Source organism: Oceanisphaera litoralis, from assembly GCF_016907015.1.
Taxonomy (GTDB): domain Bacteria; phylum Pseudomonadota; class Gammaproteobacteria; order Enterobacterales; family Aeromonadaceae; genus Oceanimonas; species Oceanimonas litoralis.
Genome location: NZ_JAFBBE010000012.1, coordinates 50,151 through 69,301, shown reverse-complemented (window position 1 = coordinate 69,301; position 19,151 = coordinate 50,151). Strand labels below are relative to the sequence as shown.

18 protein-coding genes are annotated in these 19,151 nt (G+C 62.1%); 13 read left to right on the top strand and 5 right to left on the bottom strand.

Features of this window, described 5'->3' with window-relative positions:
* The first annotated feature begins 29 nt into the window (after window positions 1-29).
* Entirely contained in the window at window positions 30-206 is a 177-nt protein-coding gene (locus HNR62_RS09040) for an acyl carrier protein (protein ID WP_204795755.1), read from the top strand.
* Window positions 207-468: 262 nt separating this feature from the next.
* Here HNR62_RS09040 and HNR62_RS09035 read toward each other — a convergent pair whose 3' ends face one another.
* Entirely contained in the window at window positions 469-1,032 is a 564-nt protein-coding gene (locus HNR62_RS09035) for an alpha/beta hydrolase-fold protein (RefSeq protein WP_476703922.1), read from the bottom strand.
* Between the two features lie 104 nt (window positions 1,033-1,136).
* Here HNR62_RS09035 and HNR62_RS09030 point away from each other — a divergent pair, with 104 nt between their 5' ends.
* Both HNR62_RS09030 and HNR62_RS09025 read left to right on the top strand, forming a co-directional pair.
* On the top strand, window positions 1,137-2,006 hold the full coding sequence (locus HNR62_RS09030; protein ID WP_204795754.1) for a LysR family transcriptional regulator: 870 nt from the start codon (window positions 1,137-1,139) through the stop codon (window positions 2,004-2,006).
* Window positions 2,007-2,228: 222 nt separating this feature from the next.
* Window positions 2,229-2,420 (top strand): hypothetical protein, encoded by a 192-nt coding sequence (locus HNR62_RS09025; protein ID WP_204795753.1) that lies wholly within the window; start codon window positions 2,229-2,231, stop codon window positions 2,418-2,420.
* A 58-nt stretch (window positions 2,421-2,478) separates the two neighbouring features.
* Here HNR62_RS09025 and HNR62_RS09020 read toward each other — a convergent pair whose 3' ends face one another.
* Window positions 2,479-4,650 (bottom strand): FAD-dependent oxidoreductase, encoded by a 2,172-nt coding sequence (locus tag HNR62_RS09020; protein ID WP_204795752.1) that lies wholly within the window; start codon window positions 4,648-4,650, stop codon window positions 2,479-2,481.
* A 184-nt stretch (window positions 4,651-4,834) separates the two neighbouring features.
* Here HNR62_RS09020 and HNR62_RS09015 point away from each other — a divergent pair, with 184 nt between their 5' ends.
* The 10 genes from HNR62_RS09015 (at window position 4,835) to recR (ending at window position 17,067) form a co-directional block, all read left to right on the top strand.
* On the top strand, window positions 4,835-5,974 hold the full coding sequence (locus HNR62_RS09015) for an efflux RND transporter periplasmic adaptor subunit (RefSeq protein ID WP_204795751.1): 1,140 nt from the start codon (window positions 4,835-4,837) through the stop codon (window positions 5,972-5,974).
* Between the two features lie 2 nt (window positions 5,975-5,976).
* The gene (locus HNR62_RS09010; RefSeq protein WP_204795750.1) at window positions 5,977-9,072 is read left to right on the top strand and encodes an efflux RND transporter permease subunit; all 3,096 of its coding nucleotides are present in this window, start codon (window positions 5,977-5,979) and stop codon (window positions 9,070-9,072) included.
* A 169-nt stretch (window positions 9,073-9,241) separates the two neighbouring features.
* Window positions 9,242-10,117 carry a c-type cytochrome gene (locus HNR62_RS09005; protein WP_204795749.1) on the top strand — a complete coding sequence of 292 codons (876 nt, stop codon included), beginning with the start codon at window positions 9,242-9,244 and terminating at the stop codon, window positions 10,115-10,117.
* Window positions 10,118-10,125: 8 nt separating this feature from the next.
* On the top strand, window positions 10,126-10,866 hold the full coding sequence (locus HNR62_RS09000) for a DUF6969 family protein (protein WP_204795748.1): 741 nt from the start codon (window positions 10,126-10,128) through the stop codon (window positions 10,864-10,866).
* A gap of 66 nt (window positions 10,867-10,932) precedes the next feature.
* Window positions 10,933-12,342 (top strand): sodium:solute symporter family transporter, encoded by a 1,410-nt coding sequence (locus HNR62_RS08995; protein WP_204795747.1) that lies wholly within the window; start codon window positions 10,933-10,935, stop codon window positions 12,340-12,342.
* Between the two features lie 149 nt (window positions 12,343-12,491).
* A complete protein-coding gene (locus HNR62_RS08990) occupies window positions 12,492-12,884 on the top strand; it encodes a YbaN family protein (protein WP_204795746.1) in 393 nt (130 codons plus the stop codon).
* 70 nt (window positions 12,885-12,954) lie between these two features.
* A complete protein-coding gene (apt, locus tag HNR62_RS08985) occupies window positions 12,955-13,500 on the top strand; it encodes an adenine phosphoribosyltransferase (RefSeq protein ID WP_204795745.1) in 546 nt (181 codons plus the stop codon).
* 6 nt (window positions 13,501-13,506) lie between these two features.
* Complete coding sequence (gene dnaX / locus HNR62_RS08980) at window positions 13,507-16,002, top strand: DNA polymerase III subunit gamma/tau (protein WP_204795744.1); 2,496 nt, start codon at window positions 13,507-13,509, stop codon at window positions 16,000-16,002.
* A gap of 40 nt (window positions 16,003-16,042) precedes the next feature.
* The gene (locus tag HNR62_RS08975; protein WP_204795743.1) at window positions 16,043-16,372 is read left to right on the top strand and encodes a YbaB/EbfC family nucleoid-associated protein; all 330 of its coding nucleotides are present in this window, start codon (window positions 16,043-16,045) and stop codon (window positions 16,370-16,372) included.
* An 89-nt stretch (window positions 16,373-16,461) separates the two neighbouring features.
* The gene (gene recR, locus HNR62_RS08970) at window positions 16,462-17,067 is read left to right on the top strand and encodes a recombination mediator RecR (RefSeq protein WP_204795742.1); all 606 of its coding nucleotides are present in this window, start codon (window positions 16,462-16,464) and stop codon (window positions 17,065-17,067) included.
* A 132-nt stretch (window positions 17,068-17,199) separates the two neighbouring features.
* Here the strand turns inward: recR and cdd are convergent, their stop codons facing one another.
* Genes cdd through HNR62_RS08955 form a run of 3 tightly spaced genes read right to left on the bottom strand, consistent with a single transcriptional unit; the run spans window position 17,200 to window position 19,142 of the window.
* Entirely contained in the window at window positions 17,200-18,099 is a 900-nt protein-coding gene (gene cdd / locus HNR62_RS08965) for a cytidine deaminase (protein WP_204795741.1), read from the bottom strand.
* 18 nt (window positions 18,100-18,117) lie between these two features.
* Window positions 18,118-18,807: an LrgB family protein gene (locus HNR62_RS08960; protein ID WP_204795740.1), complete on the bottom strand. Its 690-nt coding sequence runs from the start codon at window positions 18,805-18,807 to the stop codon at window positions 18,118-18,120.
* Window positions 18,804-19,142 (bottom strand): CidA/LrgA family protein, encoded by a 339-nt coding sequence (locus HNR62_RS08955; RefSeq protein WP_204795739.1) that lies wholly within the window; start codon window positions 19,140-19,142, stop codon window positions 18,804-18,806. Before HNR62_RS08955 ends, HNR62_RS08960 begins: the two co-directional genes overlap by 4 nt.
* Window positions 19,143-19,151 lie beyond the last annotated feature (9 nt).

Here is a 19,151-nt window from a genome sequence, read left to right as displayed (position 1 = left end):
CGCGGGAATGACAAGAGAAGGCTGCGGGGATGACAAGAGAAGATATGCGGGACGCCCTGGACCTGGACTCGATGGATTTTCTGCGGCTGATCGAGGCACTGAGCCGGGAGCTGGGGCTGGTCATTCCCGAAACGGACTTTGCCGGCATCACTCATTTGTCGAAGATGGTGGACTACCTGAGCCGGCGGCTGTCGGCCGGCACTTGAGTGGAGGATCAGTGGCTTCTCATATAAACACATGGTCATTGCCCCTAAGCTCATTTCCACGACTCATTTCCACCAAGGTAGACATCCAGGATGGGAAGCGCGGCTCTGCAGCTATGGCATCGCCTGCAGAGTAGCACCGGGCCCCCGCCTTCGCGGGGGTGACGAGGTTCTCGCGGGGGGGACGAGGTTTTCGCGAGGGGGACGAAGTTCTTCCGGGGGGACGGAGTGCTGGCCTCGAAAGCTGTCTTCCGGGGCCGGAGCATTACCGGGCCAGGTACCCGGCATGAAAGCGCAGGTGTTGCTCGATGAAGCTGGCGATGAAGTAATAACCGTGATCAAAGCCTTCTCGCCGGTTCAGCTCCAGCGGATAACCGCTGATCCTGGCGGCCGCTTCCAGTGTCTCCGGCTTGAGCTGCTCGGCAAGAAAATCGTCCGCCTCGCCCTGATCCACCAGCGCCGGCACGAACCGGCTGGCCTGACGCATCAGCAGGCTGGCGTCGTATTCCGCCCAGGCTGCAGTGTCTTTGCCCAGGTAAGCCGCGAAGGCCTTCTTGCCCCGGGGGTAGTTGACCGGATTGCTGATGGGGCTGAAGGCCGACACAGAGCGGTAACGCTCCGGGTTGCGCAGGGCCAGCACCAGGGCGCCGTGACCACCCATGGAATGACCGGCGATGGAGCGCTGATCATTGAGCGGGAACATGGACTCGACGAGCGTCGGCAGTTCGTTCAGCACATAGTCGTACATGCGGTAATGCCGGTTCCAGGGCGCCTGGGTGGCGTTGACATAGAAGCCGGCGCCGTGGTGCCATGGCGATATTATATTCACATCCCTTCTGTTGATAATGGCCGGATATCTAAAATTACTTTTACTCCTAAGTAACAATATAATGTGCTTATCGATGTATTCGGCTCCGACGTAAGGATGTAGACATGTTTATCTGGGAAGGGGTGAGTGAGTTTGTGGCGGTGGCCGAAGTGGAAAGTTTTACCGAGGCGGCAAAAAGGCTGGGTATTTCTACCGCTCAGGTCAGCCGTCAGGTCAGCGCCCTGGAAACCCGGCTGTCGACCAAGCTGTTTTACCGCACCACCCGCAAGGTGTCGGTGACCGAAGCCGGCCAGATCTACTATCAGCACTGCCGCCAGGTGCTGGACGGGCTGGAAGAGGCCGAGCGCACCATCACCCATCTGCAACTGGCGCCCAGGGGCAAGTTGCGGCTGACGGCGCCGGTGACCTACGGCGAAAAGACCATAGCCCCGCTGGTCAACGATTTCGTGCTGCGTTATCCGGAACTGGAAGTGCAGATGAAACTGACCAACCAGAGGCTGGATCTGGTGGCCGAGGGGTACGATCTGGCCATTCGACTGGGCAAGCTGGAAGACTCCAGCATGATGGCCAGGCGGCTGTCTTCCCGTACCCAGTACGTGTGCGCCTCGCCTCATTATTTGTCGACCTATGGCGTGCCGCACTCGTTATCGGAGCTGGAGCAACATAACTGCCTGCAGGGCAACCTGGATTACTGGCGCTTTCAGGAGCAGGGCAAGCCGCGCAATGTCCGGGTAAAGGGCAATATCCGTTGCGACAGCGGCTGGGGGCTGCTGGATGCGGCCATCAAGGGGATCGGCATAGTGCAGCTACCGGATTATTATGTGCAGCCGGCGCTGGACGATGGCCGGCTGATCTCCCTGCTGGAGCATTATCAGGAGCCGGACGATGGCATCTGGGCCCTCTACCCGCACAACCGCCATCTGTCGCCCAAGGTACGGATGCTGCTGGACTTTTTTAGTGAGGCGCTAAGCTGATCACTCACCGTCCGTCACACCGCCCGTCAGTGATTTGTATAAAAAATGGTCTCTTGTTGTAATAATCAGCCGCCTTGCTGCGACTTAATGAGTAACCGTCAGACATCGTTGTTAGATATCGTTGTTAGATATCGTTGCCATGACGGAAGGTGTTATTGACTCAGGCCTTGCAGGCAACGCTAATGGTCACAAGGCCACTCACTCAGACGAGAGGGAAGCATTATGAAAACCATGATTGCTCTTACGCTGGCGGCGGTGTTTACCCTAGTTATGTTACCGGCTCAGGCAGCGACAGTATCGGCTAACACGGGCGTCATTACCCAGACCTTGTCGATGGGTGATGGGGCGGATAATCGTCATTGTATGCTGATGAAAAAACGGGGCCTTAAAGCGCCCGGTTATTGCAGACCTTAAACAGGCAGGCAGTGTGACAGGGGCCGGAATGCGAAAGCATCCCGGCCCCTTTTTGTGTTTACCCTTTGCCCAGCCGCCATTGATGATAACGGCCCAGCCAGGCCAGTACCCGCGCAGGCGCATGGGTGCGTTTCCATTCGCCGGCCACGTACTTGTTGGCTTCCGCCAGAGTGGGGTAGACGTGGATGGTGCCCAGTATCTTGTTCAGGCCCAGCCCGTGCTTCATGGCCAGCACGTATTCGGCCAGCAGATCCCCGGCGTGTTCACCGACGATGGTCACCCCCAGTATCCGGTCTTTGCCGGGCTCGGTCAGCACCTTGATAAAGCCCTGATCCGCGCCGTCGGTGATGGCCCTGTCCAGCTCGTCCAGCTCGAAGCGGGTGACCTCATAGGCGATGTCCTGCGCCCTGGCCTCCAGCTCGCTCAGGCCCACCCGGGCCACTTCGGGATCGACAAAGGTACACCAGGGCACCACCGAATAATCGACGGAGAAGCGTTTGAACTGGCCGAACAGGGCGTTGACGCTGGCATACCAGGCCATGTGGGCGGCGGTGTGGGTGAACTGGTAGGGGCCCGCCACGTCACCGGCGGCGTAAATATTGGGATACAGGGTTTCCAGGTAGTCGTTGGTGGTGACGGTGCGATCCGTGGGTATGCCCAGTGCCTCCAGCCCGTAGCCCTGCAGCCGCGCCTGGCGGCCCAGCGCCAGTAGCAGATCGTCGCATTCCAGTGTGTTTTCCTGCTCCCGATGAGTGGCAAACACCCGGATGCCGTTGGCGCCTGGCTCTACCCGCTGGGGGCCATGCTCGGTCAGTACCCGCACGCCGTCTCTGGTGAGAGCCTGTTTGACCCATTCACTCACTTCCGGATCTTCTTTCGGCATCAGCCGGGGGTTGCGCTGCAGCAGGGTGACCTCGGATCCCAGCCGGGCGAAGGTTTGCGCCAGCTCGCAGCCGATGGGGCCGCCGCCCATTACCAGCAGTCGCCTGGGCGGCGTATCCCGCTCGGCCATGGCGTCCCACAGGGTGTCGCTGGTCAGGTAGTCGACCTCATCCAGCCCGGGTATCGGCGGCACGGCGGCGCGGGCGCCGGCGGCGATGATGATGCTGCGGGCGGTCAGCCTTCGGGTTTTGCCATCGATCGTGTTGCCGTCTGTCAGTGTCACTTCCACCGTCCAGGGGTCCAGCAGCCTGCCGTAACCCTGCAATACCTCCACCCCCAGTTGGGTGTAACGCTCGACGCTGTCATGAGGCGCTACCTTGCGGATCACGGCCTGCACCCGCTGCATGACTTGTTTGAAGCTGAATTCGGGCGTGGTGCCGGTGAGGCCGAACTGCTCGGCGTGGCGCATCTGGTGGGCCAGCTTGGCGCTGCGGATCAGCGCCTTGCTCGGCACACAGCCGGTGTTGAGGCAGTCGCCGCCCATCTTGCCGGCTTCAATCAGGGTGACCCTGGCCTTGACCGCCGCGGCTATATAGGCGCTGACCAGACCGGCGGCGCCGGCGCCGATCACGATGAGGTTGCGGTCGAAATGGCGGGGCTTGCTGAAGCTGCGATACACCCGGGGGCGCTGCACCTGGCGCAGCAGGGTGCGGGCCAGCAGGGGAAAGATACCGAGCAGGGCGAAGGAGGCCAGCAGCGTTGGCGACAGTATGTCGTTCAGGCTGTTGATGGCGGCGAGCTGGGTACCGGCGTTCACGTACACCAGGGTGCCGGGCAGCATGCCGAGCTGGCTTACCCAGTAGAAGGTGCGGGCGGGCAGGGCGGTCAGCCCCAGCAGCAGGTTGATGACGAAGAAGGGAAACACCGGCACCAGTCGCAGGGTAAACAGGTAGAAGGCGCCGTCCCGGCTGATGCCCCTGTTAACCGCCTTGAGTCGGTCGCCGAATCGTAGCTGTACCTGATCCCGCAGCAGAAAACGGGACACCAGAAAGGCCAGGGTGGCGCCGATGCTCGAAGCAAACGACACCAGCACCAGTCCCTGCCAGATGCCAAAGAAGGCCCCGGCAGCCAGGGTCATGATGGCGGCACCGGGCAAGGACAGTGCCGCCATCAGCACATAGAGCACAAAAAAGCCGGCGGCCATCAGCCAGGGCGAGCCGGCCCGCAACGCGGCCATCTGGGCCTGTTGTTGTTTCAGCGCCTCCAGCGTGAACCAGTCGCCGAGATCGAAGATGAAAAACAGGGCGACCAGAAGTAATAACAGGGTAAGCAACAGGGGTTTGCGCATAAGCAATCCTTTTGATGGCGATGAGGCGACATGAGGCGACAGGGCGCCGGTGATCATGATGAAGGTTATGCACAGAGTCGCAAGGGATACGGGGATTATTACACCGATGTCCGTTAGGCATCCGGGGCGACTAGACTTCAGTGTGAGCAAACGATCAACCAGAAGCAGCCGTTCAGAGGAGCCGATGCCGAAAAAATTGCTATGGGCCGGAGTGGGTCTGCTTGTCGTGTTGCCCATCGTCGCTGTGCTGATGTTGATCAAGCTGACCCAGTTCAATGCCATGGCCCGGGCGGGCGAGCAACAGCAACTGCCGCCGGAGCCGGTCAACATGATAGTGGTACGCGAAGCACGCTGGCAGCCGGTGGTCAGGGCGGTGGGCTCCGTGGTAGCGGTGCAGGGCGCCCTGTTGCGTATCGAGGCCGAGGGCATAGTGCAGGACATCAGCTTCGAGTCGGGTGCCCGGGTAAAGGCCGGTGAGGTGCTGCTGCGGCTCGACGCCGAGCTGGAGCAGGCTCAGTTGCGTGAGGCCGAGTCTGCCGCCGCCCTGGCACGGCTTTCCTTTCGGCGGGCGCAGCAACTGCGTAAAAGCGGTAGTATTTCCCGCAGCGACTTTGATCAGATTGCCGCCAATCTGCAGCAGGCCAATGCCCGGGTCGATTTTTTTCGCGCCCTGATCAACAGAAAAACCCTGCGCGCCCCTTTTTCCGGACAACTGGGCATTCGTCAGATAAGCCAGGGCCAGTTTCTCGACAAGGGCAGCGCCGTGGTGTCGCTGCAGTCGCTCGATCCGGTTTATGTGGACTTTTCTCTGCCCCAGCAACGGCTGGCCGAGCTGAGCGCCGGCCTGGCGGTGACGGTCAGCGCCGATAGCTACCCCGAACAGTCATTTGCGGGCAGGGTGACCGCTTTCAACCCCGAGATAGACGCCGTGACCCGCAGTGCGCGCATTCAGGCGACCCTGGCCAACCCGGATGACCGCTTGCGGCCCGGCATGTTTGTGACGGTAGAGATGCAGCTGGCAGATGCGGAGACGGTCTTGCCGATCCCGCAGACGGCGGTGGTGCACGGCCCCGATGGCGATGCGGTGTTTGTACTGGAAGAGGGAGAGGCAGGGGCCGATGGGGCTTCGTCATTGGTGATCCAGTTACGCCCGGTGCGCCTCGGTGTTCGGCGCGGCGACTTCGTGGTGGTGACCGAAGGGGTATCCGTGGGCGAGCGGCTGGTGTCGACCGGCGTGTTCAAGTTGTTTCCGGGCATGAGGGTGGTGATAGACAACCGCCTGGCGCCGGACTTCCAACTCGCCCCCCGGCCCGGTAACAGCTGACCATGGTTGCCGTCACCGATATCTTCGTCCGTCGCCCCGTGCTGGCGCTGGTGGTCAGCATCGTTATCGTCATCGCCGGTCTGCAGGCCTGGTGGTCGCTCAGCGTGCGCCAGTATCCCCAAAGCGAGAATGCCTCCGTGATTGTGGCCACTCCCTATATCGGTGCCAGTGCCGAGGTGGTGCGCGGCTTCATTACCACCGCCATTGAAGGGGCCATCGCCTCCGCCGACGGCATCGATTATGTGGAGTCCAAGAGCCTGCTCGGCCTGTCGCTGGTGACCGCCCGGCTCAAGCTCAACTACGAGCCAACCCGGGCGCTGGCGGACATTACCGCCAAGGTCAATCAGGTGCGCAATGCGTTGCCGGCAGAGGCGGAGGTGCCGGCGATCAGCGTGCAGTCGGCGGACTCGGAATTTGCCGCCGCCTACCTGAGTTTCTCCTCCGAACGCCTGTCCCAGAGCGAGATCACCGATTATCTGGTACGGGTGGTGCAGCCCCGGCTGGCGGCACTGGCGGGGGTGCAGCGGGCCGAGATCTTCGGGGCCCGTACCTTTGCCATGCGGGTCTGGCTCAAGCCGGATCGCATGGCGGCGCTCAATATCAGCCCGGCACAGGTAAATGCGGCCCTGGCCGCCAACAATTTTCTGTCGGCGGTGGGCAACACCAAGGGGGCCCAGGTGCAGGTGTATCTGACCGCCAATACCGACTTGCATACCGCCGAGCAGTTCCGGCAACTGGTGGTGCGCCAACAGGGCGATACCCTGGTGCGGCTGCGGGAGGTGGCCGAGGTGGAGCTGGGCGCCGAGGACTACGACACCGAGGTCAGCTTCAACGGCCAGACGGCGGTGTTCATGGGGATCTTTCCGCTGCCCAACACCAATGTCATCGAGGTGATTCAGGGAGTGCGCACGGATCTGGAGGTCCTCGATCGGGACTTGCCCGCCGGACTGTCGGCCAGGCTGGGCTACGATGCCTCCGAGTACATCGACAACGCCATCCACGAGGTGGTGGGCACCCTGCTAGATACCCTGCTGATCGTTATCCTGGTTATCTTCCTGTTTCTCGGCTCCTGGCGGTCGGTGCTGGTGCCGGTGGTGGCCATTCCGGTGTCGCTGATCGGCGCCATCTTCCTGATGCAACTGTTCGGCTTCACCCTCAACCTGTTGACCCTGCTGGCCATAGTGCTGTCGGTAGGGCTGGTGGTGGACGACGCCATAGTAGTGGTGGAAAACGTCGAGCGCCATCTGCGCGAGGGACGCACGCCGCGTGAGGCGGCGTTGATCGGCGCCCGCGAGCTGATTGGGCCTGTGGTCGCCATGACCATCACCCTGGCCGCCGTCTATATTCCCATCGGCCTGCAGGGCGGCCTGACCGGCTCGCTGTTTCGCGAATTTGCCCTCACCCTGGCCGGGGCCGTGACCATCTCCGGCATAGTGGCGCTGACCCTGTCGCCCATGATGAGCGCCAGCCTGCTGCGCAGTGCCGAGCAGGAAGAGCGCGGCTTTACCGGCTGGGTCAACCACAGATTCGACCGGGTTCGCCTGGCCTACGGCCGCGGGCTGGCGCGTATCCTCAAGGTGCGGCCGGCGGTCTATGCCTTCTGGGCGGTGCTGACCCTGCTGGTGGGGCCCATGTATGTCTTTTCGCCCAGGGAGCTGGCGCCGATCGAAGATCAGGGCTTCATGTTCGGCATCATCAACAACGCGGCCAATGCCTCGGCGGATCAGAAAATCCATTTCGGGCGGGCGGCGGAGCAGGTGTTTTTGAATGCGCCGGAACGGGAGCTGACCTTCCAGATTTTGCTGTCGCCCTCGGATCCCTTCTCGGCGGCCCTGGGCATCGGCGGTTTCAGCGGCATGGTCGTCAAGCCCTGGGATCAGCGCAGCCGCTCGATCCGGGAAATCGTGCCCGAGATGCAGGCGGGGCTGTCGGCCATTCCCGGCCTGCAGGTGTTTGCCAGCCAGCCGGCGGCGCTGCCCGGCGGCAGCAACTTTCCGGTGGAATTTATCATCGCCTCCACCGATGAGCCGGCAAAGATGCTGGCCTATGCCGAGCAGTTGCAGCAGGCGGCGATGGAAAGCGGCCTTTTCTATTTTCCGCCGGTGATCGATCTGAAGATGGATCAGCCCCAGTCGGAAATTGTGCTCGACTATCAGAAGCTGGCGGCGCTGGGGCTGACCCACCGGCAGGTGGGCGCCGATCTGGGGGCGGCCCTGGGGGGCAACTATGTCAATCGCTTCAACATAGGGGGGCGGGCCTACAAGGTGATCCCCCAGCTGGTGCGGGGCGAACGGCTCAACCCGGATCAGCTGACCGACATCTATATCAGCGGACCGGAAGGGCGGCTGATCCCGCTCGGCGCCATCGCCACCCTGAGCGACAGCACGGTGCCGCGTTCGCTCAACCGGTTTCAGCAGCTCAATGCGGTCAAGCTGTCGGGCATGACGCCCCGGCTGGACGAAGGGTTAAAAGTGCTGGAAGCCGCCGCCCGCGAGCTGTTGCCGGCGGATTACACCATCAACTACACCGGCGAGTCGCGCCAATTGCGTACCGAAGGCGGCAAGTTTCTGCCGGCGCTGGGGCTGGCGATCCTGATGATCTTCCTGGTGCTGGCGGTGCAGTTCAATTCCTTTCGCGATCCCCTGGTGATTTTGCTGGGCTCGGTGCCACTGGCCATGTTCGGGGCGCTGATCTTCACCGTGCTGAAGATGCCCAATCCGGATTTTCCCTGGTGGACCGACGGCTGGACCACCACCCTGAATATCTACGCCCAGGTCGGGCTGGTGACCCTGGTGGGGCTGGTGGCCAAAAACGGCATTTTAATCGTCGAGTTTGCCAACAAGCTGCAGCAACAGGGGCATGACAAGCTGGCGGCCATCGAGGAGGCGGCCATGACCCGTTTTCGCCCGGTGCTGATGACCTCGGTGGCCACCGTGGCGGGGCATTTTCCCCTGACCCTGGTGGAGGGGCCGGGGGCGGCGGCACGTAACTCCATCGGCCTGGTGCTGGTGGGCGGCATGGCCATCGGCACCCTGTTCACCCTGTTCGTGGTGCCCTCGCTCTATATGCTGATCGCCAAACAACACGGTAGGTCATGAATGGCGCCAGGCCTCTGCTCTGCGTTAATCAGGCTATTCTGAGGTGAGCGAGGGACAAAAATGTTCGTCGGTCTGTAATAACCGGGGAGCCTGTTGCGACGGTACCCATCGGCAAGACCTGCTTTACCCCGAGCCTTTCATGGACGAACTTATCTTGAGGAACCTCATCATGCATCGATCTCATCCCCGGTCCGAATGTCACTTTCGTCTTTCTCCCGTTGCCGCCCTGGTGTCGGCCTCCTTGCTGACCCTGGCGTTATCGGGTCCGGTGCAGGCCGTCGAGTCGGGCGCCACTGGTGTACCGCCGATAGCCATGAGCAAGAAGCCCTGCACCGCCAATCCCTGCGCCGCCAACCCTTGTTCTGCTAACCCCTGCGCGGTCAAGAACCCCTGTGCGGTGAAGAGTCCGTGTGCGGCTAATCCGTGTTCGGCCAACCCCTGCGAGAGCAAGAACCCCTGTGCGGCCAAACCGGCGGCGGTCAATCCCTGTGCCGCCAAAGCCGTGCAGCGCCCGGACGGCCATCAGCCCTACCAGGGCGACAAGGCCGAACTGGTGACCCTGGGGCAGGCGCTGTTCAACGACACCAGCCTGAGCAGCAATGGCCTGGCATGCAGCAGCTGTCACCAGGGGCAGCAGATGTACCAGGGCAGTTTCGCCATGGCCTATCCCCATCCGGTGGCGATGGCGCAGGGTCAGTTTGGTTTGAGCCAGGTGCATCTGGATGAGATGATCCAGATTTGCATGGTCGCCCCCATGGCATCCCGGCCCCTTGCCTGGGACTCGAAAGAGCTGGCGGCTCTGGTGGCCTATGTACAAACGGAGCAGGCTACTTTTAATCCCTGTGCCGCCAAGAGTCCTTGTGCAGCCAACCCTTGCGCGGCTAAAAATCCGTGTGCGGTAAAGCGCCCGTGCGCGGCTAATCCCTGCGCGGTGAAAAGTCCGTGTGCGGTCAACCCCTGTGCGGTGAAGAGCCCTTGTGCAGCCAACCCTTGTTCTGCCAACCCCTGTGCGGCGAAAAATCCCTGCGCCGTCAAGTCCCGGTAAGGAAGCCTATGACCGCAATGACACTTCGGCCCTTGCCCGAACTGGTACCACCGGTGGCGGCCAGCCTGACGCCCGAGACCATACAGCGGATGCGTGAGGCCGGCGCCCGCATTCGGGAATGTTACCGGGTGATGACCAGAGGCGGGGTCAATATCGTCGGGGAAGTGCTCAAGGGGCAGGGCACTTTTTTCGAGATGACCCATTACCCGCTCGACGATGTCTTCGATAAAGGCAGCCACAGTCAGTATTACTACCATGCCCATCGCGGCGGCGGGGTGGAGCACGGCCACTTCCATACCTTTCTGCGCGGGCCGGGCATTCCCGCGCAGCTGAAAATGCTGGATTATCCCCGGGCCAGTGAACCCTGGCCCGGGGGAGAGCAGGCCATCGCCCATCTGATCGCCATTTCCATGGACGCTTGGGGATATCCCGCCGGTCTGTTCGCCTGCAACCGCTGGGTGACCGACGAAAGCTGGTATCCGGCCGAGGCGGTGATATCCCTGCTGGACCGCTTCGTTATCGATCATGCCAGTCCGTCCTGGCCGGTGAATATCTGGCTGAGCAACATGCTGGTGCTGTTCCGGCCCCACATCGAGGCGCTGATCCGGCACAGGGACGCGGTGATAGAGCACTGGCAGGGGCTGCACCCGGACCAGGACATCTTCGAAGACCGCCAGTTGGAGATCACCGGCCAGCTGGCGATTTCGGTGGATGACTGGCTGGCCGAACTGGAGGCGTTGCCGGGCTAAAGAGGCGTAAAAGGCTTTACCTATCAACACCGTTCAGACGACTGACCAGATGATAAGGAGATCTGCATGGCCGACTTTCCCGTGTCCATACTCATCGTTATGCTTGCCGGGGTAGGGCTGCTGAGCCTGCTGCTGGCGCCTCGGGTGCGTACCGCCGACGGCTTTTTTTCCGGGCTGGACGAGCAGGGCGCTCAGCCCGGGCTGCTGACGCTGACCTTCTCCCAGGTGACCACCTGGATTTTTGCCCGCTCCCTGTTGAACGCCGCCATTCTCGGCTATGTCTATGGCATTGCCGGAGCTCTGGCCTATGCCGCCTATTACGGCTCCTTTCTCACCGGCTGGCTGATTGTCGACCGGCTGCGTTATCGCCACGGTGTACATAATATACAGGGCTTTCTGGTGGCTCGTTTCGGCCGGGTGGGCAGCGGCTGTTTCAATCTGCTGATCTCTCTGCGGCTGTTGACCGAGGTGTTCGCCAACCTGCTGGTGGTGGGCATGGTGTTCGGGGTGGCGGGCTCCGGCGCTTACACAGGGGCTATTCTGGCGGTCTCCGGGCTGACGCTGATCTATTCCATGACCGGCGGCCTGCGGGCTTCGTTGCGTACCGATGTGCTGCAGATGGGGTTGCTTATGGTACTCATCGTGCTGCTGGCCGGCATGGCGCTGCTGCATCCCTTGTTCGACTGGCAAGGCGTGCTGACCAGCAGCCCGGCATTAAACAATCCGGGCTGGATACTGCTGCTGGTGGCGCTGTTGCAGGTGCTGAGTTACCCCTTGCATGACCCCGTGATGACGGATCGGGGCTTTATCGCCGACCGGGACACCACCAGGCGCAGTTTTATGCATGCCTTCTGGCTGTCGGCCTTGTTGATCCTGGCCTTCGGCCTGCTCGGGGTGTTTGCCGGCCTGCAGGGCGGAGAAGACAAGGACGTGCTGCTTACGCTGCAGCGGTTGCTCGGCACCCCGGCCATGCTGGTGTTGGGGCTGGCGCTGGTCATTTCCGCCGCCTCCACCCTGGATTCGACTCTGTCCAGCGCATCCAAGCTGCTGGTGATGGACATGGGGTTGGGACGTCCCTCCGCCGCCAGCGGTCGGCTGGCCATGGCGCTGTTCGCCCTGGGCGGCCTGATACTGGTGTTTGTCGGCAGCAAGGACTTGTTTGATGCGGTGGCGGTCAGCGGCACCGCCTCGCTGGCGCTGACCCCGGTGATACTGTTCAGCATACTGGCCGGACGCGAGGTGGCCCGTTGGAGCTTTGTGGTCAATTTTGCCGTGGCCCTTGCCGGCGCCGTGCTTTATTTTCTGGAAAAAAGCGGTCGGCTCGATCTGATAGGCCCGTTGTTCGGCGTAGAGCACAGTTACAGCAAGCTGCTGGTGATTACCGTGGTGATTCTGCTTTCGGGTCTGCTGCTGTTTGCCCTGGGGCTCAAGCCGAGGGCGCAGGAGCGGGCGCCTAGTGTCGGTATGGAGCCCTGACTCGGCGCGGGGAAGGCGGTTCCGTGATACCGGTCTCTTGCCCGACGGCGGCTCACGGCTTTGGCTCCCCGTGGCCGCGGTATCCTGCTATGCTCGGCAGGTGAAGAGTGGCAGGTGAAGAGTAGCAAGTGAAGAGTAAGGAGGGCCTTATGCGCGTATTGTTTGCCCTGCTTGGCAGTGTTTCGTTGGGGCTGGGGGTGCTGGGGGCGTTTCTGCCGGTGCTGCCCACCACGCCTTTCGTCTTGTTGTCGGCATTTCTGTTTGGCAAGTCGTCGCCTCGGGTACACCATTGGCTGGTGAATCACCCCTGGTTTGGCGGCATGATCCGCGACTGGCAGACTCACCGCGGCCTGCGTGCCCGGGTGCGGCGCCGGGCCCTGGGAATGATGGCGCTCAGCTTCGGTTTTTCCATTTATATCGTGCCTCTGTGGCCGGTCAAGGTGGGGCTGGCGCTGACATTTGTGGCCCTGCTACTGTGGTTTTTACGCTTACCCCTGGTGCCCGAGCCCCCGGCGGTTGCATTGAAGCAGACTAGGCCCTAAGCTAGCCGCCATTCAACCTTATATGCCATGCCCGCGCCGTGTTCGGGCCTAACAAGGCTGCCCGTTTATTATGAAACAAGAAACCCTGAAACTGATTGCCGACAGCATCGCCTCCATTCCCGATTACCCTAAAGCAGGCATCGTTTTTCGCGATATCACCAGCCTGGTGGAGAACGCCGCGGCGTTCAAGGCGAGCATTGATACCCTGGTGGAGCTGTATCGTCATTCCGGTATCACCAAGGTGCTGGGTACCGAGGCCCGCGGTTTTATCTTCGGTGCCCCGGTGGCGGCGGCGCTGGGGGTAGGATTTATCCCGGCCCGCAAACCCGGCAAGTTGCCCCGTGAAGTGATTGAAGTGGCTTATGATCTGGAATATGGCCAGGATCGGCTGCAAATACATGTGGATTCTATTGCGCCCGGCGAGAAGGTGCTGATCATCGACGATTTGCTGGCCACCGGCGGCACGGTGGAAGCGGCGGTCAAGCTGGTGCGCCGCTGTGGCGGTGAAGTGCAGGACGCGGCTTTCGTGATTGCCCTGCCGGCCCTGGGTGGCTTGCAGCGACTGAACAATATGGGCATCCGGGTGAGCAGCCTGGTTCAGTTTGACGGTCATTAACCGACGATGAGTTATCAGGTCCTCGCCAGAAAATGGCGCCCCCGGCGTTTTGCCGATGTGGTGGGGCAGCAACATGTGCTGACCGCGCTGGTCAACGCCCTGTCACAGGGGCGGTTGCATCATGCCTATCTGTTCAGCGGCACCCGGGGGGTCGGCAAGACTTCCATCGCCCGGTTGCTGGCCAAGGCGCTGAACTGCGACACCGGCATCACCTCCGAGCCTTGTGGCCAATGCGCCAGTTGTCTGGAAATAGAGCAGGGGCGTTTCATCGACCTGCTGGAGATTGATGCGGCCAGTCGCACCAAGGTGGAAGACACCCGCGAACTGCTGGACAACGTGCAGTATCAGCCGTCGCGCGGGCGCTTCAAGGTGTATCTGATCGATGAAGTGCACATGCTCTCTCGGCACAGCTTCAATGCGCTGCTGAAAACCCTGGAAGAGCCGCCGCCCCACGTCAAGTTTCTGCTGGCCACCACGGATCCGCAGAAGCTGCCGATCACCATCTTGTCTCGCTGTCTGCAGTTCCACCTGAAGAGTCTGGAGCCTGCGCTTATCGACGGTCAGCTGCATCATATTCTGCAGCAGGAGCAGCTTCCGTTCGAACCCGAAGCGACCGCCGCCCTGGCGCGCGCCGCCGACGGCAGCCTGCGGGATGCCCTGAGCCTGACCGATCAGGCGCTGGCCTTCGGTAATGGTGAGGTCAGGCTGGAACGGGTCGAGTCCATGCTGGGCAACCTCAACCGCAGCCAGCTGCTGGCGCTGGTCGAGGCGGTGCTGGCCGGAGAGGGTGAGGCCTTGCTGGCACGGGTGGCCCAGCTGGCAGCCATGGGCCCGGATTACGATCAAATTCACAAGGAGCTGATCGGCTTCTGGCACCAGCTGGCGCTGGCCCAGGTGGTACCGGCGCCCCCGTCGCCTTATGCCGCCGAGCTCAATCGGCTGGCGCCGCTGGTGTCGGCCGAGCAAATACAGCTCTATTACCAGATTTGCCTGCAGGGCCGCAAAGATCTGCCTTTCGCCCCCGATGGCCGCTCGGCGCTGGAAATGACGCTGTTGCGTACCCTGGCATTTTGTCCCGAGACGCCGGTTGCCACGACCCCCGGCGCGGCTGCTCCGCGAGTGGCGCTTGACGGGCCCGGAGCCTCCGCCGTAAAAAAGCCTGAGCCGCCAGCATCTGCCCCCGCGCCGCAAGACGTGGATGAAGATGACGCCATGGCGGCCAGATTGTGGCAGGAGCAGGACGAAATTCTGAGCGAAGCGGGGCGCCTGGGCCATGCTGCACAGCCCCATCCCCATCCCCAGCCCCAGCCCCAGCCTCAGCCTCAGCCTCAGGAGCAGAAAAATGCTCCGCAGGCGCCGATGCCGGACGAAGCGGCCTTGTCTTCACCGACCGCTTCACCGGTGACGTCGAACTCGTCTGCGCCTGTGCCAGCGGCAGAAGCGACGGCTGCAGCGCCTCCGGCTGAACGGCCACCCGCGGCCCTGGCGCCGACAGACGGTATCGTCATCGACGAGGCGGCGGCCGACGTCGCCCGCCTTCGCCGCTTGTTGCAAACCCGAAACCGGTTGCGTAGCCAGAGCCCGGAGAAAACCCAAGGTCCGGAGAAAACCGGGCCCGCGCCAGATCAGGCCACCGCCAGAACCCTGTCTGCGGTGCCGCCGACCAGATCGGCGGCCCCCGTTCCTCGGCCCCCGATGATGCCGGCTTCTGCCCATCCTGCTCCGAGCCCGACTCAGCCGAATGGCTCCTCGATGCCAGAGCAGGGCGGTGGCCGTCCCGACGCTCGGGTCATGACCGGGGCAGAAGAACTGCCGCCGCTCGACGCCTATGACGACATGCCCTGGGATGACGAGGATACACCGCCCTGGCAGGATGAACCGGTCGCTGCCCGGCCAACGGGGGTACCCAGTGTCAAGCAGGCGGTCACGGTCACGCCGACGTCATCGGTCGGCCGTCCGGCGGGATCATTACATCAGCCGGCGGTGACACCGACCCAGGCCGCCAGTACCGCGAACAAGCCGGCATCCACCCCCAGGCCCGGCTCATCCCGAATTCGGGCAACGGCGGCTCCCTCTCAACCGGGTCCCGAGCCCCTGAAGGCGGCGAGCCTGCTGCCCGAAGCCGAGGACGAATGGACCCGGCTGGTGGCACAACTGCCGCTGGGTGGTCTGCTGCGTCAGCTGGCGATGCACAGTACCCTGGAGCGCAACGAGACTCTCTGGCGGCTCTGGTTGCGTCCGGCGCACCGTCATCTGCTGACCGACAAGACCCGTCAGGAACTGGAGGCGGCCATCAATGGCCAGCTGTCGACGCCGGTCGGTTTGCAGGTAGAGATAGGCGAGCAGGGGGGGGAAACCCCGTTCGAAATCGAACAATTGCTGTATCAGGCGGCGACCGCACGCGCCAAAGATGAAATCGAGGCCGATGATGCGGTACAATTTTTCATATCGCGTTTCGCGGCGGTGCTCGACACCGACAGTATCGAGCCCATGGCGCTGTAGCGTCGGGCTTTATTTATCCATTAATCAAGAGTGAGCATGTATGTTTGGTAAAGGTGGAATGGGCAATATCATGAAGCAGGCCCAGCAGATGCAGGAAAAAATGCAGAAGCTGCAAGAAGAGCTGGCCCAGCTGGAAGTTGTAGGCGAAGCCGGTGCCGGCCTGGTTAAGGTCACCATGGCGGGCAGCCACTCGGTACGCCGTGTCGAGCTGGACGAAAGCCTGCTGCAGGATGACAAGGAACTGCTCGAAGACTTGCTGGCCGCCGCGGTTAACGATGCCGTGCGCCGCGTAGAAGAGCAGAACAAGAGCCGCATGGGCGAACTGACCGGCGGCATGCAACTGCCCCCGGGCTTCAAGATGCCGTTTTAAGGCAGCTGCCTGTATGAAGCCGGGAATAAGATCCCGGCTTTCTGTTTTCTGTTCCCCGTGTTTCCTGCTTTTATCTCCCGAGTGACCCCATGCGTTTTAGCCCCCTGTTGGATGAATTGATCAAGAGCCTGCAAGTGCTGCCCGGTGTGGGTCCCAAGTCGGCCCAGCGGATGGCCTTTGCCCTGCTGGAGCGTCAGCGTGCCGGTGGCCGTCGCCTGGCGCATGTGCTGGATCAGGCATTGGAGAAGATTGGCCATTGCCGCCAGTGCCGCACTTTCACCGAAGAAGAAGTGTGTCCGCTGTGTGCCAACCCCAAGCGGGCCATCAGCGGCCAGCTCTGTATCGTCGAAAGCCCGGCCGATGTGGTGGCCATCGAGCAGACCGGTCAGTATCAGGGGCGTTACTTCGTGCTGATGGGCCATCTGTCGCCGCTCGACGGGGTAGGACCGGAAGAGCTGGGGCTGGATAACCTGGCCGACTGGCTGGCAACGGAGTCGTTCGAAGAGCTGATCCTGGCCACCAACCCCACGGTGGAAGGGGAAGCAACCGCCTATTTCATTGCCGATATTGCCCGCAGCCATGGCGTTGGCGTCAGCCGCATCGCCCACGGTGTGCCCATCGGCGGCGAACTGGATCTGGTCGACGGCAACACCCTCAGCCATTCCTTCATGGGGCGAAAAACCTTCGCCGATTGACCCCGCTGGTGAGGGGAAACACCCTGTAGGGCCGAATTCATTCGACCGTTTTAAGGCTGTGCCCTGGTTGTGGTCGAATACTCTTACCTAAAATAAGTCGACCCTACAAAAGAGGGTATGCATGGTTGCGGTTTACGCCGTTTCCCCCTCACCCCTCACTGTGTCCAATACCAGCCGCTCCAGCGTGACCGCACTCAACCGGCTCAGCAACCGGGCAGCGGCATCATATTGCCGTACCTCCGCTTTGGCTTCCACGATAAAGGCGCGCCGGATCCGGTCGGCGGTATAGTCCTGCAAAAACAGCTGGCTCAGGGCGAGCTGCATGGGCCCCAGGCTGGGGTTGAAAGCGGCATTTTCCAGGTAACGGCCGCGGCAGATCTGACCATCGTCCAGCAACAGGGCCACACCGGCCCGGTTGTGGCTGTAAGGGGCATAGCTGGCATTGGCTTCGTCCAGGGCGGCCAGACACGCCAGGTCTTGCGCCGTCTGTGGTTGACACTTTTGCAGGCCAAGCGAGCCGGCCGGGCTGTTGAGCATGCCGCAGGCCTGCCCCAGATCCGCCGGGCCAAAGGCATGGGGCAGCAGCTCGGCAAGCATGAAGTGATCATCGGGCAGTACCAGCATGAGACTGTCTTGATTGAGCTCCTGCATGAACTGGCGGCAGTGGCCGCAGGGACTGGCGCTGACCACCATTTTATCGATGTGATGCTCATCAAAGAGCGCCGCATGGCCAATGGCTGCCTGCTCCGCATGCAGGGCAGAGTTCAGGGGGAGGCCGCCGGTTTCCATATTGGCGCCCAGATACCAGTGGCCGGAGCCGCCAATGGCGATGGCACCCACCCGAAAGCCGGAGACCGGTGCCTGTGCCTTGTGCCGGGCCAGCGGTAGCAGGGCCAGCGCCAGGGCATCTTCACCCAGCTGGGTCGCTTGCAACAGGGTGGCGATCTGCTCCGGGCTGAAGCGACACAGATCCTCGAGCCTGTGCAACTGTAGTGCCTGATTGAGTGCCTGTTTGAGTGCATCATTGGTCATCGGCAGCGCCTCTTCGACTTAATGGGTCAACCAAAGGTACAGCTGAAACAGCGGCGGGGCCAGCACGGCGGTGGCGATACCGCACACCACCATGGCCAGCGAGGCAAAGGCGCCCTGTACGTTCCCGACGTCGGCGGCGGCACCGGTGCCGATGGCGTGAGCGCCGGCGCCCATGGCCAGGCCCTGGGCTTCGGGATGGTGGATGCCGGCAAGCCGCAGCAGCGGAAAGCCGATGATGGCGCCCATCATGCCGACAATGATCACCAGCCCGGCGGCGATGGCGGGAATACCGCCCATGCTCTGGCTGATGCTCATGGCCAGCGGCGTGGTAATCGATTTGGTGGCGATAGAAGCCAGTAATTCAGGCTCCGCCTGTATCAGGCCACCGATCAGCAGGGTAGTGCCTACCGAAATCAACACCGACAGGCTGCAGCACAACAGGATGGGCCCCAGCTGGCGGCGGATTTTGGCGGCCTGCTGGTACAGTGGCAGGGCAAAGGCGACCACCGCCAGCTCCAGCAGCAGGCTAAGTGGTCTCACGCCGGTCTGGTAATCGGTCGAGTCCTGTCCGGTCAGCAACAACAGGGCCATGATGGCCAGCGCCGGCAGCATGATGGTATTGACCAGCGGGTTTTTTACCTTGCGGGCCAGTTTCCTGGTCAGCAGATAAAACAGGGCCGTGAGTGGCATCGCGAGCCAGACCATCATGACATCATCCTCTGATAGAGACGCCCCACCACCAGCAGGATCAGCACCAAGCCCCCGAGCGCGGAGCCGATAATCAAGCCCAGGCCGTCGCTAAGCACGTCCACATACCCGAGTAGAGCGGCCGCTACCGGAATAAACAGCAAGGCCATATGGCGCAGGATAAGATGGCCGCCGTCATGGACCCAGCCCAGCGGAATAAGCTGAGTGGAGAGCAGAAAAAACAGCAGCAGCAAACCGAGAATGCTGCCCGGAAAGGCAAAGGGCAGGAGTGTCGCCATGCCCTTGCCCACCAGAAGACAGGCGATAAGCACCGCAAAATCGCGAATCAGTTTCATGTGATGGCT